This is a genomic window from Pseudomonas sp. Pseusp88 (assembly GCF_047303955.1).
GTDB lineage: Bacteria > Pseudomonadota > Gammaproteobacteria > Pseudomonadales > Pseudomonadaceae > Aquipseudomonas.
Map to the genome: position 1 here is coordinate 1 of NZ_JBGLYM010000008.1, position 21,639 is coordinate 21,639.

The window sequence follows — 21,639 nt, forward strand, 5'->3', positions numbered from 1 at the left end:
GGAGCCGGCTTGCTGGTGATCGCGTTCTGCCGGTCGATGAAGATATTGCCGTAATGCCGCTATCGCCAGCAAGCCGGTCCCACATCAGCCCTGTATTTGCAGCGGGGGACTGAATCAACTCGATTCATGTGGGAGCCGCTGTTGTGGGTCTGATCCTTATTGTGGGACCGGCTTCAGCCGGGAAGGCGGCGGTGATTGCAACGGCCTATTCCCGGCTAAAGCCGGTCCCACAACATCCACTTCGGACTTATGGCCACCTGACAATAAAACTCGTGCCACCCTCGGCATTCGACACCACGCGCACATCGCCCTGATGCGCCTTGGCGATTTCCCGCACGATAAACAGCCCCAGCCCTACGCTACGAGCCTCGTCTTTGGCTTCGACGCCACGGACCATGGGCTCGAACAAACGGCCCAGTACAGGCTCGGGAATAGGTTCGCCCGAGTTGTGCACCGCCAGGCTGAAGCCGTTGTCGTCGATGGTTGAAGTCACCCGCACCACACCATCCGGCGCGCCATAGGCCATGGCATTGCCGACCAGGTTGCCCAGCAACTGGAACAGCCGGTCACTGTCGGCAATGCAGGGGCCCAGACCGCTGGCGGCATGGACGATCTGCCGGTCGGCGAAGGTCATGCGCAACTCGTCCAGGCACTGACCGACCAGAGCATGCAGGTCAATGGGCGCAGGGTTGACCGAAATACCGCTGCCGACCCGGGCCTGGGTGAAGTCCAGCAGGTCGGTGATCATGCGCTGAGCGCGCTCCGCAGACTTGGCGATATGGCCCAACAACCGGCTTTGCTGCGGCCCCGGGTTGTCCTCGTTCAGCAGGCCCGTGGCCATGCGAATTGCCGTCAACGGGTTGCGCAGGTCATGACTGACGATGCCCACCATCTGCTCGGCGAACGACGCCCTGACCTGTGCTTCGGCGTGGGCCACGCGCAGGCGGGTCTGGGCCATGGCCAGTTCTTTCTGCACCGCCAGTTGCTCGGCCAGGGCAGCCTCGGCCTGTTTGCGCGCCACCATCAGCTCGCGTTCGTACTTGTCACGGTCTTCGGCAATGAACAGCGACAGTTCGTGGAAAACGCCACCGGCATGCTCACGACGCAACACATTGAGGATCATCGGGATGCTGTGTCCATCACGGTGACGCAGGTCCAGCTTGACCTCGGCCACGGAGCCCTGGATCAACAGCAGGGGCGCCCAGTGAGTCTGATGGAAAATCTTGCCGCCCATGGTCAGCAGATCCTGGATGCGTCGCCCGAGCAGCGCCTCGCGCGCCATGCCCAGCCAGGTGCAGAACGTCTGGTTGACGCGCTTGATCTCGCCGCTGGGCAGGGTCAGCAACAGGCCGCAGGAAGCATGCTCGAACAGGCTTTCACTGTCCGGCAACTCTTGGGTGTCAGGCATCATGCCGGCCCGCTGCGAGGGTATCGAGAAACTCGTTCATCGCCTCGATACAGGCATAAGGGGCACTCATGTGCGGGCAATGGCCGACGTTGTCGATCAAGCGTAGCGTGCTGCCCGGCAAGGCCTGATGCAGGTAGTCGCCGACTGGCACAGGCGCGATCAGGTCGTCACTGCTCTGCAGAATCAGTGCCCGGCTATGGAAGTACGGCAGATCCCCACGGTTGTCGGAAAGAAAGGTAACCCGGGCAAACTGCTTGGCGATCTGTGGATCGGTGCGGCAAAAACTGTTGGTCAGTTCTTCGCTCAACTCCGGTTGCCCCGGCGCGCCCATGATCATCGGTGCCATGGCGCTGGACCAGCCCAAGTAGTTATTGGACAGGGTGTCGAGCAATGAATCGATATCGGCGCGACTGAAGCCGCCCTGATAGTCGCCGTCGTCGAGGTAACAGGGCGACGGACCGACCATGACATGCCCGACAAAGCGCCCAGGCATCCGACGCTCGGCCAGCACGCCGATCATGCTGCTCACCGAATGACCGACATAAATCACCGGGCCGGGCCCGGCGAACTCGTCGACTATCTCCAGCAGATCCGTGGCGTAGCCTTCCAGGGATTCGTACTTTTGCGGCGTATAAGCCGACAGATCGGACAGGCCATTACCGACCAGATCGAAGAGCACCAGGGTGCAGCGGTCCACAAAATGTGGCGCGATGAAACGCCACATATGCTGGTCACAACCAAAACCATGAGCAAATACCAGAGTCAGCGGACCCTTGCCCGAAACCTGGACGTTATTGCGCAATTGAACCGACATCCGTGCTCCCAAGACAGGTGCCCCCGTCCGGCACGGTGGTGCAGGCGAGAATCAATACAAACAGCGAGATTAGCATCGTTCGTGCAGCAACGTCCGTACAGGTGATCGGGGGCTTGCACGTCAGCGGCCATTGCCCCTCAAAATACGCATCGCCCTTGGACAGCCCGGGAACCCTGGCATGACTCAGATTTACGACGCACGCGGCAACCTCTACGCGGTCACCACACCTTCAGCCCTGCGCGAGCTGGGCATCGCCCTGCCGGAAAACGCCGCCGACGCCGCGGCAACCCGCAGGCAGTGGGCGCAAGCGGCCATCGAGGCGCTTTGCCTGTGGCCGGACAACCAACCACCTGCCGGGGCCAAGGCCCATCGCTCGGACGGTTTATTGATCGGACCGTTCCAGAACCAGGCACCGTACGACGTACTGATCGTCAACACCGACGGCACCCTGGCTGAACGCAGCGGCAACGGCCTGACGATCTTTTCGCAATTCCTCAAGGACAGCGGCGTGTTGCAAGAGCGAACCTTCGCCCTGCGCGTGCATCACAACAATGCCGAGTTGCCGAACCCGCTGCAGACGCTGGCCGAAAGCGCCAGGGTCGAGGGCATCAACGGTTTCTGGCTGGACCTGGGCACACCCTCGTTCGGCCCGGAAGCGGTGGGCGCGCAGGGCGTGGCCGGGGCCACTCTCAACGAACGCCCGGTCAGTCGGGTGACGCCATTGGTGCAGCTCGATCAGGCCTGGAATCACAGCCTGTTCGTACGCATCGGCAATCCGCACTGCGTCACCCTGGTAGGCAACGTCGGTGCACTGCCGTCGTTCGCCGCTCTACATGACGAACCGCTGCACACTGAGCTGACGCGCATCGCCTTTGCCGCTGGAGAGCTGGGCGCGGGCGATCCCTGTCCGGGCGGGGTCAACCTGCAATGGGCCTGCGCCGTGGCTTCGGATCAGATCCTGGCCCGGGTATTCGAGCGCGGCGAAGGTCCTACGGCGTCCTCGGGCACCAGTGCCAGTGCGGTGGCCAGTGCCTGTTGGCGCGCTGGCTGGATTCAGGCCGGGCGGGTCAAGGTGACCATGCCTGGCGGCACGGCGCCGGTGCGGTTGATCGAGCAGGACGGCTTGTTGCATCAGGTGCTGCTGTTCGGCGTGGCCGGACTGCAAAGAGCGGGCGATGGCATTACACCCGCTTGAAAGAGGCCGCCTGGCCCGTAGCACCGACTCCAGCCGAAGGGGCTGCGGGAGCGAATTCATTGGCGAAAGGGGTATTTGCAACGACGAAGATGCGTCGAATGTACCGACCTCTTCGCGAATGAATTCGCTCCCACAGTAGCGCGTGCATATCGTCGGATCTGTGTGCGGATTCATCCGCGAAGGGGCTGCTCCGGCTTTACAGCAAACATGGAATCTCCCACAAAGCTCGCTTGCCCCCTTCGAACCTTCAATTATCGAACGCTGCTATTCACCGATATCCTCGTTCCACAACTCAGGCTTGGCGGCGATAAAACCGCGCATCAGGTCGACGCAGGTCTGGTTGTGCACCACATCGACCTGCACGCCGCGCCCGCGCAGCAGTTCTTCCTCGCCCATGAAGGTTTCGTTTTCGCCGACGATCACCTTGCGGATGCCGTACAAAAGAATCGCGCCGCTGCACATCGCGCAGGGCGACAGGGTGGTGTAAAGGGTGGCTTCACGGTAGATGCGTGCGGGCTGGCGGCCGGCGTTTTCCAGGGCGTCCATTTCGCCGTGCTTGATGGCGCTGCCTTCCTGCACCCGGCGGTTGTGGCCGCGGCCGATGATCTTGCCGTCGTGAACGATCACCGAACCGATGGGAATGCCGCCCTCTTCCAGCCCCTTCTGAGCTTCGTCAATCGCTGCCTGCATGAATGGGTCCATGGTGCTGCCTCCTGTCAACGCGTAGCTGCCTGAAAGTGTGGGACCGGCTTTAGCCGGGAAGAGGACCTGACAGACGATAGAAATGTATCGATCCTGTCGACGGCTTCCCGGCTAAAGCCGGTCCCACGTGGCCGAATATAACCGCGTTTAGAGCGCCTTGCTCACTTTGTCGGCGACGTCGGCGGGCAGCCACTGCTTCCAGATTTCCGGGTGATTCTTGAGGAAGGACTGCGCGACCGCCTTGGGTTCCTCACGCTTTTCGCTCATCTCTGCCAGGGTGGTGTTGAGCAGGTCGATAGGGAAATCGACTTTCTGGAAGAAGGTCACCAGCTCCGGATACTGCTTGTGAAACGGTTCCGACACGCCAATGGCCAGATGCGCCGCCAGGGAGCGGGTACCACGCGGGTTCGGATTGCTGGCATCGGCCAGGGTTTTCCAGGCTTCAGCGTCAAATGGCGGCTCTTCCAGTTTGATCAGTTTGAAGCGGCCCAGTAGCGGGGTCGGTGCCCAGTAGTAGAACAGCACCGGCTTGCCACGCCGGATCGACGAACTGACCTCGGCATCCAGGGCCGCGCCGGAGCCGGTGCGGAAGTTGACGTAACTGTCGTTCAGGCCATACGCCTTGAGCTTCTGGGTGTTGACGATTTCCGAAGTCCAGCCGGACGGGCTGTTGAGGAAGCGACCTTTATCAGGGGACTCGGCGTCCTTGAACACGTCTTTGTACTTGGGCAGGTCGGCCACCGACTTGAGGTCCGGCGCCAATGGTTTGATGCCTTTGGCCGGATCGCCCTTGATCACGAACTCCGGCACCCACCAGCCTTCACTGGCGCCCTTGACGATATCGCCCAAGCCGAACACCTTGCCTTCGGCCTCGGCCTTGATCCACGCAGGGCTGCGCCCGGCCCACTCTTCGCCGATCACCTGAATGTCGTTCTTGGCCAGGGCCGCTTCCAGGCTGACGGTGCTGCCCGGCAGGGTATCGGTCGGGTAACCGTAGCCTTTCTCGACGATAGTGCGCAGCACCTCGGTGATCAGGCTGCCGCTTTCCCAAGTGATGTCACCGAAGTGAATCGTTGCCGGTTTTTCTGCTGCATGGGCTGACTGGGCGAGCATGCCCAAAGCCAGCAACGAGCCGCCCAATAGCTGTTTGATCTTGTTCATGGTCACCTCGGGGTTATCTCAGGGGTTAATCGACGCCAGCCCCAAGGCTTGCGCTTCGCGTTCATAGTCCAGTAACACGTGGTAGTCGGCCTCAGAGGCAGGCAGGACCTGCTCGATGGCCAATATTTCTGCGACTTCCGGCAAGGCCAGAAGTGCCGAGTTCATTGCCTGGCGAATCGGTTCAGGGTCGACGTCCCGGGCAGTGATATAGGGCAGGCAAGGACTCGCCGCACTCTCGATGAGAATGCGCAGGCCCGTGACCTCTTCGCTGTGATCCCGGGCCAGATAGTCGTAGGTCACGCTGTCGATGGCCGCCAGGTCGCCGCGCCTGGCCTTGAGCAGGCGCAGGCTGTCGCGATGGCCGCCGCTGAACGACACCTGGGCAAAGAATCGTCCGTCGCGCTGTAACGGTGCCAGGCGCTGGCGCAGCAGGTTCATGCCAGAGTTGGAGTCGGCGCTGTTGAGCAGGCCGTGGCTGCCGTAAAAATCGGCGAGGTTCTGCCGTGGATCGTCTTCGCGAACCAGCAGCAGGCTGCAGTGGTTGCCGTCTGCGCTATGGGGCAGGTGATACACCGGCCGGCCAACGACTTGTACCTTGCCTTGCAGGCGAGTCATCAACGGGTAGCCGCAGGTCTGGGTCAACAGCAGGTCCGGGGACAGCCAGAGCCGGGGCAGATCCAGGCCGTCAGCGCTCAAGCGCTCTGCGTTCAGGCGCCGCAGTATTTCCCGCAGCCACGTCTGCTGGGCCTCGCACACACGGGGTGGCGCAACGTACATCAGTAGTTCGGCAAGGCCATGGATCATGGGTGGTCTCTATGCAAGGCTGGCGAATCAGGCATGGGGGTGCCGTGGGCTGTCGATGGGTCTGAGGCTGTGGCGCCGGAAGAGTTCACCATAGCCGCGCACCAGAAAACCACCACTGCGTGCCAGCCATTGCTCACGCCGGGCCTTGTACACCCGTGGCAGGAAGTACCAGGCCAGGGCAATCAACGCCAGCGGCGCGCCGAGCAGAAGACGCCCAGGCAGGGTCTTGTCCAGCCAGCGCACGAGCCGCGTCCATGGGGTCACCCGTTGCCAGTGCCGCCGGCTCAGGTAGCGACTTTCGGGGTCGATGCCCGGCAGCGTCAGGTCTTCGTCGCGATGATGCAGCAGATGGCTGTCGCGATAGAGGGTGTAGGGATACCAGAGGGCAAACGGCGCATAGCCGAGGATCTAGTTCAACCAGTTCAGTCGCGTCGGATGGCCATGCAGCAGCTCATGCTGCACCGACAGCCACAGCACCACCAAGGGGATCATTAATAGCGTTGTCGGCCGAAGACCCAATGTCGGGCTGAGCAGAATCAGGGCAAACCAGCCGCCAAAAACGCTCAGCCACAGCAGCCACGTCGGCCATTCGGTATGACCGGTGAAGCTATGACGCAGGTGCAGCAGTTCTTCGCGGTGGGCCTCGTCGAGATAGTTGGGCATCGCATCTTCCACTTCATGGCGCATACCTGGATGTGCAACGGGACCTGGATTTCTTGCAGATCGTTTGGCTATATCCTTAGGTTCTAACGCTCTATGCAAGAACACAGCCCATCGTCACGCCCTGTATGATGCTGCCCTGCCATCGCCGACATGAGGTCACTGTGCGCAAGGACTATCTGGCATTTTTCCTGTCTTTGTTTCTCTCCCGACTGGCCGATCAGATCCTGCTGTTCATCGTGCCGCTGATCGTGTTCCAGACCACCCAGAGCGCATCGTGGGCCGGATTGGCGTTTTTCGCCGAATCCCTGCCCCGTTTTCTCGCATTTCCGTTCTGCGGCGCCCTGTGCGACAAGTTCTCGCCGACACGCATTCTGCATGTCAGCCAGCTGTGCCGGGCACTGGCCTGCGCGTTGGCGCTTGGCCTGGTGCTGACAGTGGGCGGGATTGTCTGGATCGTACTGCTGTCGGCGCTGTGCGGCGTGCTGACGACTCAGGGGATCATGGCGCGGGAAGTCCTGCTGCCACATGTCTTCAAGCACTACAGCTACACCAAAACCCTGTCCTATTCGCAGATCGCCGACCAGACCGGCCTGGTATTGGGACCATTGCTGGCGGCGCTGTTGCTCCACGCCATGGCGTGGCAGTGGGTGTTGTTGGCGATTGCCGTGCTGTTTGTGCTGGCGGACCTGGCCATGACTGTCTGGCAGCGCCACAGCACCATCGTCCTCGAGAGTTTCGAGCAGCATGAGGATATCTGGCTGCAACCACTGCGCATTGCCTTCGGCCATATCCGCGCACTGAGTGAACTGCGCAAGATCATCAGCCTGGCCGTTGGGGTCAATCTGCTGGTCGGCGTCACCCTCGCCACTTCAGCGGCCATGCTCATCGGTCAGTACGCCCGGCCCGAGGGCGACTATGCCGCGCTGCAAGCCGCCGGGGCCGTGACCACCATCGTTATCCTCTTGCTGTTAGCCCGGCTGACGCTGCCTGGACGTCTGCTCGGCGGCCTGGCGTACATCGCCATTTGCCTGGGCGCCCTGATCACCGCCCTGAGCCCGGGCGCAGCGGGCTATGTGACGGGTTTCCTGCTGATCGTCGGCTTCGACAAGATGTTCAATATCTACATCCGCACCACGCGCCAGCGGGTTATTCCGGTGCGGGACTTTGGCAAGACCGTGGGCGTGATCACCTTGCTGAACAATCTGTCGCAGCCATTGGCCGGGTTGCTGGTGGCGCTGTTGGCCGCGCCGTTGGGCACTCAAGGCGTAATCCTGTTGCTGGCGGGGGCCAGTGTATTGATCGGTGCGATGACTATCTGGGCGTTCCGCACAGCGCAGATGAAACCGGCATGAGCGGGGCCATCACCTTCGGTATCCTGCCCGATGCCCTGCTGCCCCTGGTCGACAAGTTCTACCGCAGTCATCGCTCGCCCATGCGCGCCGTCAAAGGGGCGACGGTCTGGGTGGCGAAACAGCCGGAGATTATCGGCGCCCTGAGCCTGAGCGCCGTGGCCGACGGACATTGGTTGACCGGCCTGCTTGTCGCGCCGCAATGGCGGGGGCAGGCGCTGGCCGGGCGTTTGCTGGCGGAGGTTTTACAGGCACGAACGGGGCCGGTCTGGCTGTTCTGTCATCCAGAGCTGGAAGGGTTTTATCAGCAGGCGGGGTTTGCCGAATGCGGGGATTTGCCTGGGGTGTTGGCGGATCGATTGCGACGATATGGGCGGACGAAGCCTTTGATTGCCATGCGTGCAGCCTGAGCTGCAATACGCCCTGGTAGGAGCTGCCGAAGGCTGCGAAAGCGGAGTGTCGTGTAAAACCCGTTCGCAGCCTTTGGCAGCTCCTACACGATCGCATTTCAATTCAGATGATCATGTATTCGCGCTTTCAATCATCCGCATTCGGATCAAGATCCGGAAACAGCACGTCGATAAAGCCGAACTTGCTGTAGTCGGTGATTCGCGAGGGATACAGCCGGCCAATCAAATGATCGCACTCATGCTGCACGACCCGGGCGTGAAAGCCATGGGCCACGCGCACGATGGCCTCGCCGTCCGGATCGAAGCCTTCATAGCGGATGCTCTGGTAACGGTCTACCGCACCACGCAGGCCCGGCACCGACAGGCAGCCTTCCCAGCCCTCCTCCATCAGCGGGCCAAGGGGCGTAATCAGCGGGTTAAGCAGGATGGTGCGGGGCACGGCTTCGGCATCGGGATAACGTTCGCTATGGGCAAAACCGAAGATCACCAGTTGCAGGTCGACACCAATCTGCGGTGCCGCCAGACCGACACCACCAACGCTTTCCATGGTTTCAAACATATCGGCAATCAACTGCTTCAACTCAGCGGAGCCGATCATTTCGGCAGGTACCGGTGGAGCGATACGTAGCAGCCGGGGATCACCCATTTTCAGAATTTCATAGATCATGGCATGGCCTTGTGAAGTCGACGCGATAGCCTATCGTGCCACAGCTGCCATCAATGTGGATGTACAGGTGTGGTCTGGTGCCCAAGCCCGGACACGTGCTGTTTTTCGTGCAAGTCGTTCTCGCCAGCAACTTTTTCACCGGGGTCCTTGCCCTCGCTGGACATATGCTCGATCACCGCGTTCATCTCTGCCCCCAGCAGCAGCACTGCCGCCGAGATATAGAAATACAGCAACAAAACGATGATCGCGCCGATGCTGCCGTACATGGCGTTGTAGTCGGCGAAGGTCTTGACGTAATAACCAAAGCCCAGCGACGCGATGATCCACACCACCACGGCCAGCACCGACCCCGGCGTGATAAAGCGAAATTCCTGCTTCACGTCGGGCATGACGTAATAGATCACCGCCACCGCGACCATCATCAGGATGATGATCAGCGGCCAACGCAGGATGGTCCACAAGGTGACGATGAACTCTTCCATGCCGATCTGCGAGGCCAGCCAGCTCATGACCTGCGGCCCGGTGACCATCAGCCCGGCAGCGGCCAGAAGCATAATGGCGATGCCAACGGTGTAGATGACTGACAGCGGAATGCGCTTCCATACCGGCCGGGCCTCAACCACGTCATAGGCCGCATTCATGGCGCTCATCATCAGGCGTACACCCGCCGAAGCGGTCCACAGAGCGATGACGATACCCACCGACAGCAAGCCGCCCTTGGATTGCTGCAACTGATCGATGACCGGGTTGACCTGGTCCAGCGCCTGGGGCGGCAGCACAAGAGAGGATTGCATGCGCAGCCAGGAGAAGAAGTCCGGCAAATGCAGAAAACCGATCAGGGCAATCAGGAACAGCAGGAAGGGGAACAACGAAAACAGCATCTGATAGGCCAGGGCCGACGCATAGGTAGACATTTCGTCGTCGAGAAACTCTTTCACGGTACGGACCAGGACCTTGCCCATGGGCAAGCGCTTCATCTGCGGGAAAATCATGGTCTCTCCTTGCGCAACATCACTCAAACATCCGGTTAACGACGGGGCGTGGCGTTCTACAGTAGCTCAGTGGACTTGACGACCGATAAAAGGTTTCAGTTTTTATCCCCATAGAAACAAAAACGGCCATCACTTGATGGCCGCAAAACGGCCATCACTTGATGGCCGCCTTGTCTACACGTCAGACGCTGAATCGAGCCGTATGATCAAGCCCGATCGACGGTTTTTTTCACCGCGTCTTTGGCTTTGCCCACAGCTTGCTGGGCTTCACCTTTGCGTTCCTGGACTTTGCCTTTGGTTTGCAGTTGTGCGTTATCGGTGGCCTTGCCGACGCCTTGTTTCACTTTGCCGACTGCTTCGTTGGCCATGCCTTTTGCTTTATCGCTCGTGCTGCTCATGTGATGTCTCCTGGGTCTAAGGACCGCAATGAAAATCAAATGTCATAACCTCGACATATAGGTTGACCGGGCCTTTTTGCCGAGAGTTTCAATTATTTCGTCAATGGTTTGTGCCGTTCGTCGGGGCGCGCGCATGAGATTCGCACGAACATTTCGTCATTCCCTGCAACTTTGGCTTTGCGTTTACGCGGCGAGCCTTGAGAATGCGCAACGCTGTCGCGCTGAATGAACCGATCCACAGGACTTATATGAAACTCGATAAAAAGCAGGCTATCGCCCGTCGTAACCAGGAACTGGGCGGCGCCGTGCTCGGGGTCAACAACACCCATTTCGCCGTGCTGAACAAGAACCGCAATATCTGGTGGTTCGACCTGCCCGTGACCCGCCTGCAAGTCGGCCAGTACGAGTGGATGCACCTGTTGCTGCACACCCCGGAAAGCGACGAGCTGCTGCATTTGAAGATCACCACGGTGTTCTTGCGCGACCATTTCGAAGGCGTGACGGTGCGTAATGCGGGCAAGCGCAAATCCACGGTCAGCCTGGAATTGAGCGCCGACAAGGACTCCTATCTCAAGGATATGCGTCCGACCGGCGCCAATCTGAGCTTCGCCGGCTTCCTTCAGAAGTAAGGCGCAGCAAGGGCGGGCGCGTTGCTACAACACCCTGCGCGCCGCCCAATAGCCGACGCTGGCGGCTACCGCCGAGGCAAAGCTGCCCCAAAGCATGTCGACAATCGCCATCTGCGCAGGCCAGCCTTGCAGCGTGGCCCAGTTGCTCAGGTCATAGGTGCCATAGGCCACCAGCCCCAGCAACACACCACGACTGGCCGCATGCCCGAGGCGATGACGGCGCAATGCAGGCAGCACGACAAACGCCACCAGGCCCCAGGCATACAGCAGATAGAAAATCAGCGCCGGGCCCCAGACGGGTTTATCGAGCATCAAGGGGCCGAGCCAGGCCCGATAGGTCGGCGCCATCAGCACACCGAGCCAGACAGCATCCAGAATCAGGAACGCCAGCAGCGTGCTGATGTAAGCGGTGAGGGTTTGTTTCATGAGGTGAGCCCTGAGGATGCCAAGTCTCTATGACCCGCAAGAGAGGCGAAAGGGTTCAGCCTTTCATCCGGTCGCTGAAACCGCGAAATTCATGTGAATACCCTGTGGGAGCGGATTCATCCGCGAAAGCGGCAGTCCGGACGACGGATCGTCTTTGGATGTACTGGCCTCTTCGCGAATGAATTCGCTCCCACAGGGTTTGCCCTCCACAGATCTACCTCATCAGACCAGTTCGATCCGGTCGGCATGAATGACGATCAGGCCCTGCTTGTACAGGCCGCCAATGGCTTTCTTGAAGTTGCCCTTGCTGACGCCGAACAGGTTGCTGATCACTTGCGGGTCGCTCTTGTCGCTGACCGGCAGCGAGCCGTTGTTGTCACGCAACTTGCCGAGGATCTTGTCGTTGAGGCTGTCGGCCGCCTGGGCGCCGACCGGTTGCAGGCTCAGGCTGATATTGCCATCGGCGCGGATTTCCTTGATGAAACCCTTCTCCTGCTTGCCCGCACGCAGGAACTTGAACACTTCGTTCTTGTGAATCAGGCCCCAGTGCTTGTTATTGATGATCGCCTTGAAGCCCATATCGGTGGCTTCGGCGACCAGCAGGTCGACTTCTTCGCCGACCTTGTAGTTGGCCGGGGACTTGTCCAGGTAGCGATCGAGACGTGCCGTGGCAGTGATGCGACGGGTGTGCTTGTCCAGATAGACGTGCACCACGCAGTAGTCACCGGCCTGCAGGGTGCGCTTCTCCTCGGAATACGGCAGCAGCAGGTCCTTGGGCAGGCCCCAGTCAAGGAAGACGCCGATGCTGTTGACCTCAACCACTTTGAGGCTGGCGAACTCGCCAACCTGGACCTTGGGTTTTTCCGTGGTAGCGATCAGTTTGTCATCGCTGTCCAGATAGACGAAGACATTGAGCCAATCCTCGTCCTCGCTGGGAATATCCTTGGGGATATAGCGATTGGGCAGCAGGATTTCGCCGTCCTGGGCGCCGTCCAGATACAACCCGAAGTTAGTGTGCTTGACCACTTGCAAGCTGTTGTAGCGCCCGACTAAAGCCATTTCCAGATACCCTCATAACGAGGGCGGCATTCTACCCGAGTTTGCCCGCTTCGGTGGCCAGGCATGCCCAACCAATGGCGCCATTCGTCAATCGCCCAGGGTTTGCAGGGATATTTACCAAGCAATTATGGGGTCAATCCTATACACTGGCAGGCCGTATCAATTTTTATAGGTCTATGACTGCCATGCGTATCAAAGCATCCCACTCCAAGCCGAAACCTGCTCCAGCCGTTGAGACGAGCGATTCGATCAACGCCCAGATCGCAGCTTTCCTGAAGTCCGGCGGTGAGATCCAGCAGATCGAGAAAGGCGTCAGCGGCCAGACCTTCGCACCGTCGCGCCAGATCACTCTGGGCAAGAAGTAAGCCTGCGAACGAGTATTGCCCCGCAACATCGGTCGATCATCCAGCGCTTTGACCTTCAAAGCGCTCGACCTCCCCTGAACCACCCGCCCTCGCCCTTGTCCTACTCCCGCTAGCGCCACACCTGCTAGGCTCGTTGAAGAGCGACATGACCTTGGGCATGATGTGCCCGAAAGCCAGCCCTATCGCGGAATCCACAATGAAGAACTGGATGCTTCTCGGCGCAATGATCTACCTGGGCGGCTGCGCCTCCCACGGTTGCAACGATTCTTTCAACGAAAGCCACCTGACCGACAGCAAATGCCGGGCGGATCATCTGCTGTATCAGAACGACATGCTTCAGGCCAAGCTGCTGCTCAGCGAGAACGATCGCAAGCATGACGAGCTGACCATGGCCCTGTTGCAACGGGCGGCCAAACAGGATGCCTCCGGCGAAGCCGAGTTCTACCAAGCAGTGCTGCTGATTCGTCAGCACGGCGACCAACAGAAGATCGTTGACCTGTTGCAGGACGCCGCCGACCGTAAACACCCCCTGGCCATCGCCCTGCTCACCCAGCAATTGAGCATGACCGACCAGAAGAAATCGGCCCGTTATCGCGCCGAATATGACCAGCTGGATGTTGCCAAGAGCGGTTATCCGTCCTTCGAACAGGCGGTGGAAGTGCTCAACGAGCTGATCGCCCCAGCCTCGTAAAATTCTCCGAAGTTCAACCAATGTGCTGCGGATCGACCAACGGTCCGCCATGCTGCGCTATCGCCGGTATGCTTGCGAGGCTCTGATTCGCGGTTTTCAGCCGCAACCCCCGATATTTTTCACGTGATGTCTGCCGATCACACTCCTCTGCTACCCCAGGAGTGAGCCATGCTCAAGACCCTCTTGCCCTTTGGCCTGCTATTGGCTAGCCAGTGCACCTGCGCCCAGACCCTGGAACGGGAACTGGGCGCGTTCGATCTGAAACTCGCCACCACCCCTACCCGCAGCATGGCCCAGGGCCTGGTCAGCCCCAGCGGTACGGGCTCTTTCCACGGCGGCCTGGACCTGAGCCACGACAGCGGTTTCTACTTCGGCCAATGGGCGCCGAGCATGGGCACCACGTCCAGCACGGCCCTGGAAGTAGACTCCTACATGGGCTTCAAGAAACCCTTCGATAAAACCCTGGGCTACGAAGTCGGCATGATTCGCTACAGCTACCCCGACACCAGCCAGCTCGACACCCACGAGCTATATGCCGGCCTGCGCCTGCGCCAGAGCCGGATTGGCGCGGCGTTCAGCAACGATGTCGGCCGCCGTGACAGCACCCTGTTCGTCGACTTCGGTGCTGTCGAGGAAATCGGGCTCGGGGTGCGTGTGCAATATGCCACTCACCAGTTCGACCGCCCCCAGGAAGTCACCGACGGCGGCATGATCAGCGCATTCAATGACTGGTCACTGAACCTGTCACGTCCCTGGCTGGGCATCGACATGAACCTGATCTACAGCGGCTCAAGCCTGACCGGCAGCGATTGCAGCGTCTACAGCGGGCATAACCCGCAATGCGAAGGCATGGTGACGCTCAAGGCCGTGCGGTCGTTTTTCTGAACTCCGGCTGTTCTGCTGACTCTTTGAAATGGAATGCGGTTCTGTAGGAGCTGCCGAAGGCTGCGAAAGGATTCAAGATCTGTTCGCAGCCTTGCAGCTCCCAAGAACCCGATGTTTGCCTGGGGACACTGCTATCCTCCAAGGCCAACGCAAGCCATTCGAGGAGTTGACATGCGTGCCCTGCTTAAAGCCTTCATGGTGTCGTTGCTGGCTTTATCAATGCTGTCCGGCTGCACGCGCATGGACCTGGCGTACCGCAATCTGGACCTGATCATTCCCTGGTCGCTCAATGACTATCTGGGCCTCAACTCAGCGCAAAAAGACTGGCTCAACACCCGCCTCAAACAGCATCTGAGCTGGCATTGCAGCACCCAGTTGCCGGGCTACCTCGGTTGGCTGGATCGCCTGCAGCAGATGGTCGAAACCCGTCAGGTCACCCAGGCCGAGCTGCAGTTGCGCACCAACGAAGCCAAGGACGCCATCAGCCAGATTTCCCGGCAGATCACCCCCTCCGCCGTAGAGCTGCTGGCACAACTGGATGACAAACAGGTGCAGGAGATGCAGGAAGCCTTCGCCAAGGACATGCGCAAGCATCAGAAGGAATTCCTCGAGGAACCCCTGACCACCCAGATCGACGAACGCGCCGAACGCATGGAAAAACGTATTACGCCGTGGGTCGGCAAGCTCAGCCCGGTGCAACTGGCCCGGGTGAAGAGTTGGTCGCAGTCACTGGGCGAGCAGAACCGTGACTGGCTGGATAACCGCGCGCACTGGCAGGCGTTATTCGTCAAGACCGTACAGGAACGTCACTCGCCCGACTTCGCCGAGCGCATCGGCAAGCTGCTGCAAGACCGCCACACCTTCTGGACCCCGCAATACCGCGTCGCCTATGAACGCACCGAGCAGGCAACCATCGCCCTGCTGGTGGACGTCGTCGCGACCAATACACCGGAACAGCAGCAACGTCTGCTGAAGAAGATCGCCGATATGCGCGAAGACTTCACCAACCTGCATTGCCTGAAAACCGCGCTGGGCGGCAGTTGAACTTTTGTCGGCGCCCATGGCTCCACTTTCATATCCTCTATGAAAGTGAGGTCATTATGAAAACGCTACTCGGGCTGACCGCAGCTCTGACCCTGTTCTGCACGCTACCGGCCTGGGCAGAATGCAGCGCCGAAGATGCCGTGCACAAACGCGGCGAACTGGCTCAGGAGGTGAAAAAGGACACGCAACAGGACCCGGCCAAAGCCAAAGAGATCAACAAGGAGATGAAAGGCATGGACCTGAAGACCGACACCAAGGAGACGGCGACCGATCCTTGTGAGCGCGTTGATCAGCGGATCAAGGAAGTGGATAAGGCCACTCAGAAAACACAATAATGACTCGAGTCTGATGCTGAGTCGTGGTCTTTGTGGGAGCGAATTCATTCGCGAAAGCGTTAATACAGACGATACGATCGTGTCGAATGTACTGGCCTATTCGCGAATGAATTCGCTCCCACTGAATTCGCTCCTGCAACTCAAGCATCAAAGCTAAAGATTACTCAGCCGCCGGCGCCGGGGTCTTGCGCTTCTTCAGCGGTGCCAGACCATCCTGGCTGACCAGAGCGTCAGGCTTGGGGCGGTTGGCGCTCTTGCGGCGGGTCGGGGCCTTGGCGACGGCTTTTTTCTTGTCGCCCTTGGCATCGGTTTTCTTTTTCTTCACGCCCACGGCCTTGCCGGAGGCCTTGACCTTCTTCGGTCCGCCGTAAGTGCCTTTGACTTCCTTGATCACCCGGCGCTCGAACTTCTGCTTGAGATAGCGCTCGATGCTCGACATCAGGTTCCAGTCGCCATGGCAGATCAGGGAGATCGCCAGACCTTCGGCACCGGCACGACCGGTACGGCCGACACGGTGCACATAGTCGTCGCCACTGCGCGGCATATCGAAGTTGATGACCATGTCCAGGCCATCGACGTCCAGGCCGCGAGCGGCTACGTCAGTGGCCACGAGAATCTTCACGCCGCCCTGCTTCAGACGGTCGATGGCGGCCTTGCGGTCCTTCTGGTCCTTGTCGCCGTGGAGGACGAACGCCTTGTACTCCTGCGCGACCAGACGGCCATAGAGACGGTCGGCCATGGCCTTGGTATTGGTGAAGATAATGGCTTTCTGATAGGTCTCGTTGGCCAGCAGCCAGTTGAGGACCTGTTCCTTGTGCACGTTGTGGTCGGCAGTGATGATCTGCTGACGCGTGCCCGAGGCCAGTTCGCTGACGCTGTTGAGTTGCAGGTGCTGCGGGTCCTTGAGCACCTTGGCGATCATGTCGCGCAGGCCCGCGCCGCCGGTGGTGGCGGAGAACAGCATGGTCTGCTCACGGTTCGGGCATTCACCGACCAGACGCTCGACATCCTCGGAGAACCCCATGTCGAGCATGCGGTCGGCTTCGTCCAATACCAGCACTTCGACCTTTTTCAGATCCAGATTGCCCGCATTGAGCTGTTCCAGCAGGCGGCCCGGCGTGCCGATCAGCACATCCGGTACCTTGCGCAGCATGGCGGCCTGGACCTTGAAATCCTCGCCGCCGGTGATCAGGCCGGACTTGATGAAGGTGAACTGCGAGAACCGTTCGAATTCCTTGAGGGTCTGCTGCGCCAGCTCACGGGTCGGCAGCAGGATCACCGCACGGATATCGACCCGTACCTGTGCCGGGCCCATCAGGCGGTTGAGGATCGGCAGGACGAACGCAGCGGTCTTGCCGCTACCGGTTTGTGCCGTTACCCGCAGGTCACGCCCTTGCAAGGCCAATGGAATGGCCGCCGCCTGCACAGGAGTCGGCTCGACAAATTTAAGCTCGGCCACAGCTTTAAGCAGGCGTTCATGCAGGGCGAATTGGGAAAACACGGGTGCTACCTCGATGAAATACAAAAATACAGTCGCATAGCGTAACGGTTTCCGACGCCGGGGCCGAATTTCTTTACGTCAACGGGCGAATTTTGCGCAAGAAAAAGCCCGATGACCGCCCATGTGGGGGTCTATCGGGCTGTGCACCCAGGAGCAGGAAGGTGCCAAGGGAAGAGCAAAAATGCTGGGGCAAAGAGGGTCAGGCCACCGCGGCCAGCTTGGCGATCGCCTGGTTGATGCCTTTTTCCACGAAATCGCCGCCCATGTTCAGGCCTTCGGCGTGGATAAAGCTGACATCGTGAATCCCGATAAAGCCCAGTACCTGGCGCAGGTAGGGCTCCTGATGATCCAGGCTGCTACCCGCATAGATACCGCCACGGGCGGTCAGGACAAAGGCGCGCTTGCCGACCAACAGGCCCTGGGGACCGGTTTCGCCGTACTTGAACGTCACCCCGGCCCGCAGCACATGGTCGAACCAGGCCTTGAGGGTGCTGGGGATGGCGAAGTTGTACATCGGTGCAGCCAGGACCACGACGTCCGCGGCGACCAGTTCCTCGGTGAGGACATTGGAGCGTTCGAGGGCAGCCTGTTCGGCCGGGGTGCGTTGCTCGTCGGGCTTCATCCAGCCGCCGAGCAGGGTCGAGTCCAGATGAGGCACCGGCTCGCTGGCCAGGTCTCGCACAGTAATCTGATCGGCCGGATGCGCCGCTTGCCATTGGCTGATGAACTGGCGGGTCAGTTGGCGGGAAACCGAATCTTGCTGACGGGCGCTGCTTTCAATGATCAGTACGCGGGACATGGATATTGCCTCCATCGAAGGGTGTCTTGAGTCGATGGAGTGAAGCTTAAACAGGGATATATCGATTAAAAAGCTGAAAAATTTGCTTCTATCAATCGAATAATTTGTTTTATCAAAGTAAGCGCACTAATCTTCAACAACAAATTCGAATTGGAATGATTCTGTAGGAGCTGCCGAAGGCTGCGAACAGGATTTGACTGATACACCGCCTTCGCAGCCTTCGGCAGCTCCTGCAAAAATATGCGCGCCAGCAGCTATTTCGGCTCGCAACTCACATCAATGCGCAGCTTGATGATGCTGCGATTGAACTTGGCCGAAACGTCGGTGCTGCTTTTGGCGGCGACGGTGACATGACGATTGCGCGGAGATTCCGGGCCGTTGCGGAACACCAGGCTGCATTGCGCGTCGACGCTGCCGTAGTTGTTCAGGGTAATAGAGCCGGTGTCGTAGAAAGTGTCATGGCTGGTGTAGTCGACCTCGACGCCCTTGACCTGTTTCGTCACATCGATGGGATAGGCCCAGGCCCCCAGGGGCAGCAGCGCCAGCAGCACACAAAAGATTCTTTTCATTGGGCAGTCTCTTTGTTTTTTTAAGACTGCCAGAGTAGTTCAAACAGCCACTATGGAGCCATAGATGAAAGCCCCCCGCGTGACCCTCGATCAGTGGCGCACCCTGCAGGCGGTGGTCGACCATGGCGGTTTCGCCCAGGCCGCCGAAATCCTCCACCGTTCGCAGTCTTCGGTGAGCTACACCGTGGCGCGCATGCAGGATCAGCTTGGCGTGCCCTTGCTGCGTATCGACGGGCGTAAAGCCGTGCTGACCGAAGCCGGTGAAGTGCTGCTGCGCCGCTCGCGACAACTGGTCAAGTCGGCCAGTCAACTGGAAGACCTGGCCCATCATATGGAGCAGGGCTGGGAAGCCGAGGTGCGCCTGGTGGTGGACGCCGCCTATCCCAACGCCCGCCTGGTCCGGGCCCTGACCGCCTTCATGCCGCAAAGCCGCGGCTGCCGGGTACGTCTGCGTGAAGAGGTCTTGTCCGGCGTTGAAGAAGTACTGCTCGAAGGCGTGGCCGACCTGGCCATCAGCGGTTTCAGCATTCCCGGCTATCTGGGCACGGAGATGAGTTCGGTGGAGTTCGTCGCCGTCGCTCACCCGGAACACCCGCTGCATCAGTTGCACCGCGAACTGAATTTCCAGGATCTGGAAAGCCAGCTGCAAGTGGTGATCCGCGACTCCGGCCGCCAGCAGCCTCGGGACGTCGGCTGGCTCGGCGCTGAACAACGCTGGACCGTCGGCAGCCTGGCCACCGCCGCGACCTTTATCAGCAGCGGCCTGGGTTTTGGCTGGTTGCCGCGACATATGATCGAGCGGGAAATCTGCGAAGGCGTGCTCAAGCCCCTGCCTATGGACAAGGGCGGCAGCCGTAATCCGCAGTTCTATCTGTATTCGAGCAAGGACAAACCCCTGGGCCCGGCGACGCAGATTCTGATCGAGCTGATCCGTAATTTCGATACGGCGCCCTTGAGTGCGCCGTTTGCCGCACCGCAACAGGCCTGAGCACCGCACTTGCCGGTCCCACAGGGATTAACCCCAATAAGTCAGACAAGGACGCTGCCATGGCTTTTTTCGAACATGAAGACTGTTCACTGCACTACGAGGAATATGGTCAAGGCGAGCCGCTGCTGCTGGTTCATGGCCTGGGTTCCAGCAGCCGTGACTGGGAGCACCAGATCCCGGTGTTTGCCGCCCGCTATCGGGTGATCGTGGTCGATGTGCGTGGCCATGGCCGTTCCGACAAGCCTCGCGAGCGCTACAGCATCGCCGGATTCAGCCGTGATATCGAAGCGCTCATCGAGCACCTGGACCTGGGGCCGGTGCATCTGTTGGGCCTGTCCATGGGCGGCATGATCGGCTTCCAGCTGGCGGTGGATCAGCCCCGGCTCTTGCGCAGCCTGTGCATCGTCAACAGCGCCCCCGAGGTCAAGGTACGCTCGCGCAATGATGTCTGGCAGTACGGCAAGCGCTGGGTTCTGTCCAGAGTGCTGAGCATGGGCACCCTGGGCAAGGCCATTGGCCAGAACCTCTTCCCCCGCCCTGAACAGGGCGAGCTGCGACGCAAGGCCGCCGAACGCTGGGCACAGAACGACAAGCGCGCCTACCTGGCCAGCTTCGACGCCATTATCGGCTGGGGCGTGCAGGAGCGCCTGGGACGCATCAGTTGCCCGACCCTGATCATCAGCGCTGATCGTGACTACACCCCGGTGGCGTTAAAGCAGGCCTACGTCAAACTGATCCCCGATGCGCGCCTGGTGGTGATCGAACACTCCCGCCATGCCACGCCGCTGGATCAGCCGGAGGTGTTCAATCGCACGGTGTTGGAGTTTCTCTCACAGCACAATAATTAGAAATGAGGCCGCTCAGACTCAGGCTCACAGATACCCGTTGGAGCCGGGCTTGCCCGCGAAAAGGTTAGCGAGGTCCAACAGACAGTCCGCGTCGCGGCCTTCGCGGGCAAGCCCGGCTCCAACGAGACAAATCGAGTCAGCCTGAAGATTGCTTCACAGGCCAGGCATCGCCGCTCGAACAGTGGGCAAAAAATGCCAAACGTGGTTACCTTGCCCGCGCAAGCGCAACCCCCGCTCCGTGAATGGGTTGCAGTCGAATACATCACTCAGGATCAACCGAACATGTTGAAGAAAATCGCCCTTGCCGCCTGCTCCATGCTGTTCGCTGCCCAGCTGTTGGCGGCTGATGTCAAGCCGACCCACGTGGTGCTGAGCACCAGTTTCGGCGAAGTCGAACTGGAACTGGCCGATGCCAAGGCACCGATCAGCACCAAAAACTTCCTCGGCTACGTCGACAGCGGCTTCTACAACAACACCATCTTCCACCGCGTCATTCCCGGCTTCATGGCCCAGGGCGGCGGTTTCACCGCGCAGATGATGCAAAAGCAGACCAAGGACCCGATCAAGAACGAAGCCGACAACGGCCTGCATAACGTGCGTGGCACCATTGCCATGGCTCGTACTTCCGACGTGAATTCGGCCACCAGCCAGTTCTTCATCAACGTCGCCGACAACGCCATGCTCGACCACGGCAACCGCGATTTCGGCTACGCCGTGTTCGGTAAAGTGGTGCGCGGCATGGATGTGGTCGACCAGATTGTCAATGTCCAGGCCGGCAACAAAGGCGGTATGCAGAACGTACCGCTGGACCCTATTCTGATCAAATCGGCCAAGCGCCTGCCTTAACCGGCCAGGGTCCCCATGAAACATGGCTTGAACACTAGCGGGTTTCATGGGGTCTGACCCGGTGAGTTTTAATCGTCAGGAGAGCCCTCTA

Annotated in this window: 25 protein-coding genes and 1 pseudogene; 12 read left to right on the forward strand and 14 right to left on the reverse strand. The window is 59.9% G+C overall.

Features of this window, described 5'->3' with window-relative positions; translation table 11 throughout:
- Positions 1-247: 247 nt before the first annotated feature.
- Together ACCD02_RS12615 and ACCD02_RS12620 are read right to left on the reverse strand one after the other, a co-directional pair.
- The gene (locus tag ACCD02_RS12615; protein ID WP_413301888.1) at positions 248-1,411 is read right to left on the reverse strand and encodes an ATP-binding protein; all 1,164 of its coding nucleotides are present in this window, start codon (positions 1,409-1,411) and stop codon (positions 248-250) included.
- Complete coding sequence (locus tag ACCD02_RS12620; protein WP_413301891.1) at positions 1,401-2,222, reverse strand: alpha/beta fold hydrolase; 822 nt, start codon at positions 2,220-2,222, stop codon at positions 1,401-1,403. Before ACCD02_RS12620 ends, ACCD02_RS12615 begins: the two co-directional genes overlap by 11 nt.
- 178 nt (positions 2,223-2,400) lie before the next feature.
- Between ACCD02_RS12620 and ACCD02_RS12625 the strand changes: the two genes are divergently transcribed.
- The gene (locus ACCD02_RS12625; RefSeq protein WP_413301893.1) at positions 2,401-3,417 is read left to right on the forward strand and encodes a diaminopimelate epimerase; all 1,017 of its coding nucleotides are present in this window, start codon (positions 2,401-2,403) and stop codon (positions 3,415-3,417) included.
- A gap of 264 nt (positions 3,418-3,681) precedes the next feature.
- Here ACCD02_RS12625 and ACCD02_RS12630 read toward each other — a convergent pair whose 3' ends face one another.
- From ACCD02_RS12630 to ACCD02_RS12645, 4 genes and pseudogenes are all read right to left on the reverse strand, one after another.
- Complete coding sequence (locus tag ACCD02_RS12630; RefSeq protein WP_413301896.1) at positions 3,682-4,119, reverse strand: nucleoside deaminase; 438 nt, start codon at positions 4,117-4,119, stop codon at positions 3,682-3,684.
- Positions 4,120-4,266: 147 nt separating this feature from the next.
- The gene (locus ACCD02_RS12635) at positions 4,267-5,280 is read right to left on the reverse strand and encodes an ABC transporter substrate-binding protein (protein ID WP_413301899.1); all 1,014 of its coding nucleotides are present in this window, start codon (positions 5,278-5,280) and stop codon (positions 4,267-4,269) included.
- 18 nt (positions 5,281-5,298) lie between these two features.
- Complete coding sequence (locus ACCD02_RS12640) at positions 5,299-6,084, reverse strand: phosphate/phosphite/phosphonate ABC transporter substrate-binding protein (protein ID WP_413301902.1); 786 nt, start codon at positions 6,082-6,084, stop codon at positions 5,299-5,301.
- Positions 6,085-6,111: 27 nt separating this feature from the next.
- Positions 6,112-6,747 (reverse strand): annotated as a pseudogene (locus ACCD02_RS12645) (hypothetical protein).
- Between the two features lie 161 nt (positions 6,748-6,908).
- Here ACCD02_RS12645 and ACCD02_RS12650 point away from each other — a divergent pair.
- Positions 6,909-8,099, forward strand: coding sequence for an MFS transporter (locus tag ACCD02_RS12650; RefSeq protein ID WP_413301905.1), 1,191 nt, complete (start codon positions 6,909-6,911; stop codon positions 8,097-8,099).
- The gene (locus ACCD02_RS12655; protein WP_413301907.1) at positions 8,096-8,506 is read left to right on the forward strand and encodes a GNAT family N-acetyltransferase; all 411 of its coding nucleotides are present in this window, start codon (positions 8,096-8,098) and stop codon (positions 8,504-8,506) included. Before ACCD02_RS12650 ends, ACCD02_RS12655 begins: the two co-directional genes overlap by 4 nt.
- Before the next feature lie 127 nt (positions 8,507-8,633).
- Here the strand turns inward: ACCD02_RS12655 and def are convergent, their stop codons facing one another.
- From def to ACCD02_RS12670, 3 genes are all read right to left on the reverse strand, one after another.
- On the reverse strand, positions 8,634-9,173 hold the full coding sequence (def, locus tag ACCD02_RS12660; RefSeq protein WP_413301910.1) for a peptide deformylase: 540 nt from the start codon (positions 9,171-9,173) through the stop codon (positions 8,634-8,636).
- A gap of 50 nt (positions 9,174-9,223) precedes the next feature.
- Positions 9,224-10,165, reverse strand: coding sequence for a YihY/virulence factor BrkB family protein (locus ACCD02_RS12665; protein ID WP_413301913.1), 942 nt, complete (start codon positions 10,163-10,165; stop codon positions 9,224-9,226).
- 206 nt (positions 10,166-10,371) lie between these two features.
- Positions 10,372-10,563, reverse strand: a complete 192-nt coding sequence (locus tag ACCD02_RS12670; protein WP_259099077.1) for a CsbD family protein — start codon at positions 10,561-10,563, stop codon at positions 10,372-10,374.
- Between the two features lie 248 nt (positions 10,564-10,811).
- Between ACCD02_RS12670 and ACCD02_RS12675 the strand changes: the two genes are divergently transcribed.
- Positions 10,812-11,192 carry a hypothetical protein gene (locus tag ACCD02_RS12675; protein ID WP_413301916.1) on the forward strand — a complete coding sequence of 127 codons (381 nt, stop codon included), beginning with the start codon at positions 10,812-10,814 and terminating at the stop codon, positions 11,190-11,192.
- Positions 11,193-11,216: 24 nt separating this feature from the next.
- Here ACCD02_RS12675 and ACCD02_RS12680 read toward each other — a convergent pair whose 3' ends face one another.
- Together ACCD02_RS12680 and ACCD02_RS12685 are read right to left on the reverse strand one after the other, a co-directional pair.
- The gene (locus ACCD02_RS12680) at positions 11,217-11,618 is read right to left on the reverse strand and encodes a DUF2177 family protein (protein ID WP_413301919.1); all 402 of its coding nucleotides are present in this window, start codon (positions 11,616-11,618) and stop codon (positions 11,217-11,219) included.
- 222 nt (positions 11,619-11,840) lie between these two features.
- Complete coding sequence (locus ACCD02_RS12685) at positions 11,841-12,677, reverse strand: S1 RNA-binding domain-containing protein (protein WP_413301921.1); 837 nt, start codon at positions 12,675-12,677, stop codon at positions 11,841-11,843.
- Positions 12,678-12,853: 176 nt separating this feature from the next.
- Between ACCD02_RS12685 and ACCD02_RS12690 the strand changes: the two genes are divergently transcribed.
- The 5 genes from ACCD02_RS12690 (at position 12,854) to ACCD02_RS12710 (ending at position 15,997) form a co-directional block, all read left to right on the forward strand.
- Positions 12,854-13,042 (forward strand): hypothetical protein, encoded by a 189-nt coding sequence (locus tag ACCD02_RS12690; protein ID WP_259099868.1) that lies wholly within the window; start codon positions 12,854-12,856, stop codon positions 13,040-13,042.
- 196 nt (positions 13,043-13,238) lie between these two features.
- Positions 13,239-13,733, forward strand: coding sequence for a hypothetical protein (locus tag ACCD02_RS12695; RefSeq protein WP_413301925.1), 495 nt, complete (start codon positions 13,239-13,241; stop codon positions 13,731-13,733).
- Positions 13,734-13,901: 168 nt separating this feature from the next.
- Positions 13,902-14,618 (forward strand): TorF family putative porin, encoded by a 717-nt coding sequence (locus ACCD02_RS12700; RefSeq protein WP_413301927.1) that lies wholly within the window; start codon positions 13,902-13,904, stop codon positions 14,616-14,618.
- A 171-nt stretch (positions 14,619-14,789) separates the two neighbouring features.
- Positions 14,790-15,662: a DUF6279 family lipoprotein gene (locus tag ACCD02_RS12705; RefSeq protein ID WP_413301930.1), complete on the forward strand. Its 873-nt coding sequence runs from the start codon at positions 14,790-14,792 to the stop codon at positions 15,660-15,662.
- A gap of 56 nt (positions 15,663-15,718) precedes the next feature.
- The gene (locus tag ACCD02_RS12710) at positions 15,719-15,997 is read left to right on the forward strand and encodes a hypothetical protein (RefSeq protein WP_413301933.1); all 279 of its coding nucleotides are present in this window, start codon (positions 15,719-15,721) and stop codon (positions 15,995-15,997) included.
- Positions 15,998-16,157: 160 nt separating this feature from the next.
- Here ACCD02_RS12710 and ACCD02_RS12715 read toward each other — a convergent pair whose 3' ends face one another.
- From ACCD02_RS12715 to ACCD02_RS12725, 3 genes are all read right to left on the reverse strand, one after another.
- On the reverse strand, positions 16,158-17,498 hold the full coding sequence (locus ACCD02_RS12715) for a DEAD/DEAH box helicase (protein ID WP_413301936.1): 1,341 nt from the start codon (positions 17,496-17,498) through the stop codon (positions 16,158-16,160).
- Positions 17,499-17,697: 199 nt separating this feature from the next.
- Positions 17,698-18,297, reverse strand: a complete 600-nt coding sequence (locus ACCD02_RS12720) for an FMN-dependent NADH-azoreductase (protein WP_413301939.1) — start codon at positions 18,295-18,297, stop codon at positions 17,698-17,700.
- Between the two features lie 254 nt (positions 18,298-18,551).
- Positions 18,552-18,866 (reverse strand): 3-phosphoglycerate kinase, encoded by a 315-nt coding sequence (locus ACCD02_RS12725; RefSeq protein WP_413301941.1) that lies wholly within the window; start codon positions 18,864-18,866, stop codon positions 18,552-18,554.
- A gap of 64 nt (positions 18,867-18,930) precedes the next feature.
- On the opposite strand from ACCD02_RS12725, the gene ACCD02_RS12730 reads away from it, so the two are divergent.
- The 3 genes from ACCD02_RS12730 (at position 18,931) to ACCD02_RS12740 (ending at position 21,548) form a co-directional block, all read left to right on the forward strand.
- Positions 18,931-19,854 carry a LysR family transcriptional regulator gene (locus tag ACCD02_RS12730; protein ID WP_259099052.1) on the forward strand — a complete coding sequence of 308 codons (924 nt, stop codon included), beginning with the start codon at positions 18,931-18,933 and terminating at the stop codon, positions 19,852-19,854.
- A gap of 59 nt (positions 19,855-19,913) precedes the next feature.
- Complete coding sequence (locus ACCD02_RS12735; protein ID WP_413301945.1) at positions 19,914-20,702, forward strand: alpha/beta fold hydrolase; 789 nt, start codon at positions 19,914-19,916, stop codon at positions 20,700-20,702.
- A 282-nt stretch (positions 20,703-20,984) separates the two neighbouring features.
- Complete coding sequence (locus ACCD02_RS12740; RefSeq protein ID WP_413301947.1) at positions 20,985-21,548, forward strand: peptidylprolyl isomerase; 564 nt, start codon at positions 20,985-20,987, stop codon at positions 21,546-21,548.
- The last annotated feature ends 91 nt before the right edge of the window (positions 21,549-21,639 follow it).

Coding starts and splice junctions, on each gene's coding strand:
- ACCD02_RS12615 (WP_413301888.1), bottom strand. CDS start 1,411: ATGATGCCTGACACCCAAGAGTTGCCGGACAGTGAAAGCCTGTTCGAG.
- ACCD02_RS12685 (WP_413301921.1), bottom strand. CDS start 12,677: ATGGCTTTAGTCGGGCGCTACAACAGCTTGCAAGTGGTCAAGCACACT.
- ACCD02_RS12670 (WP_259099077.1), bottom strand. CDS start 10,563: ATGAGCAGCACGAGCGATAAAGCAAAAGGCATGGCCAACGAAGCAGTC.
- ACCD02_RS12640 (WP_413301902.1), bottom strand. CDS start 6,084: ATGATCCATGGCCTTGCCGAACTACTGATGTACGTTGCGCCACCCCGT.
- ACCD02_RS12665 (WP_413301913.1), bottom strand. CDS start 10,165: ATGATTTTCCCGCAGATGAAGCGCTTGCCCATGGGCAAGGTCCTGGTC.
- ACCD02_RS12695 (WP_413301925.1), top strand. CDS start 13,239: ATGAAGAACTGGATGCTTCTCGGCGCAATGATCTACCTGGGCGGCTGC.
- ACCD02_RS12710 (WP_413301933.1), top strand. CDS start 15,719: ATGAAAACGCTACTCGGGCTGACCGCAGCTCTGACCCTGTTCTGCACG.
- ACCD02_RS12705 (WP_413301930.1), top strand. CDS start 14,790: ATGCGTGCCCTGCTTAAAGCCTTCATGGTGTCGTTGCTGGCTTTATCA.
- ACCD02_RS12735 (WP_413301945.1), top strand. CDS start 19,914: ATGGCTTTTTTCGAACATGAAGACTGTTCACTGCACTACGAGGAATAT.
- ACCD02_RS12730 (WP_259099052.1), top strand. CDS start 18,931: ATGAAAGCCCCCCGCGTGACCCTCGATCAGTGGCGCACCCTGCAGGCG.
- ACCD02_RS12625 (WP_413301893.1), top strand. CDS start 2,401: ATGACTCAGATTTACGACGCACGCGGCAACCTCTACGCGGTCACCACA.
- ACCD02_RS12655 (WP_413301907.1), top strand. CDS start 8,096: ATGAGCGGGGCCATCACCTTCGGTATCCTGCCCGATGCCCTGCTGCCC.
- ACCD02_RS12680 (WP_413301919.1), bottom strand. CDS start 11,618: ATGAAACAAACCCTCACCGCTTACATCAGCACGCTGCTGGCGTTCCTG.
- ACCD02_RS12635 (WP_413301899.1), bottom strand. CDS start 5,280: ATGAACAAGATCAAACAGCTATTGGGCGGCTCGTTGCTGGCTTTGGGC.
- ACCD02_RS12725 (WP_413301941.1), bottom strand. CDS start 18,866: ATGAAAAGAATCTTTTGTGTGCTGCTGGCGCTGCTGCCCCTGGGGGCC.
- ACCD02_RS12740 (WP_413301947.1), top strand. CDS start 20,985: ATGTTGAAGAAAATCGCCCTTGCCGCCTGCTCCATGCTGTTCGCTGCC.
- ACCD02_RS12720 (WP_413301939.1), bottom strand. CDS start 18,297: ATGTCCCGCGTACTGATCATTGAAAGCAGCGCCCGTCAGCAAGATTCG.
- ACCD02_RS12630 (WP_413301896.1), bottom strand. CDS start 4,119: ATGGACCCATTCATGCAGGCAGCGATTGACGAAGCTCAGAAGGGGCTG.
- ACCD02_RS12675 (WP_413301916.1), top strand. CDS start 10,812: ATGAAACTCGATAAAAAGCAGGCTATCGCCCGTCGTAACCAGGAACTG.
- ACCD02_RS12620 (WP_413301891.1), bottom strand. CDS start 2,222: ATGTCGGTTCAATTGCGCAATAACGTCCAGGTTTCGGGCAAGGGTCCG.
- def (WP_413301910.1), bottom strand. CDS start 9,173: ATGATCTATGAAATTCTGAAAATGGGTGATCCCCGGCTGCTACGTATC.
- ACCD02_RS12690 (WP_259099868.1), top strand. CDS start 12,854: ATGACTGCCATGCGTATCAAAGCATCCCACTCCAAGCCGAAACCTGCT.
- ACCD02_RS12700 (WP_413301927.1), top strand. CDS start 13,902: ATGCTCAAGACCCTCTTGCCCTTTGGCCTGCTATTGGCTAGCCAGTGC.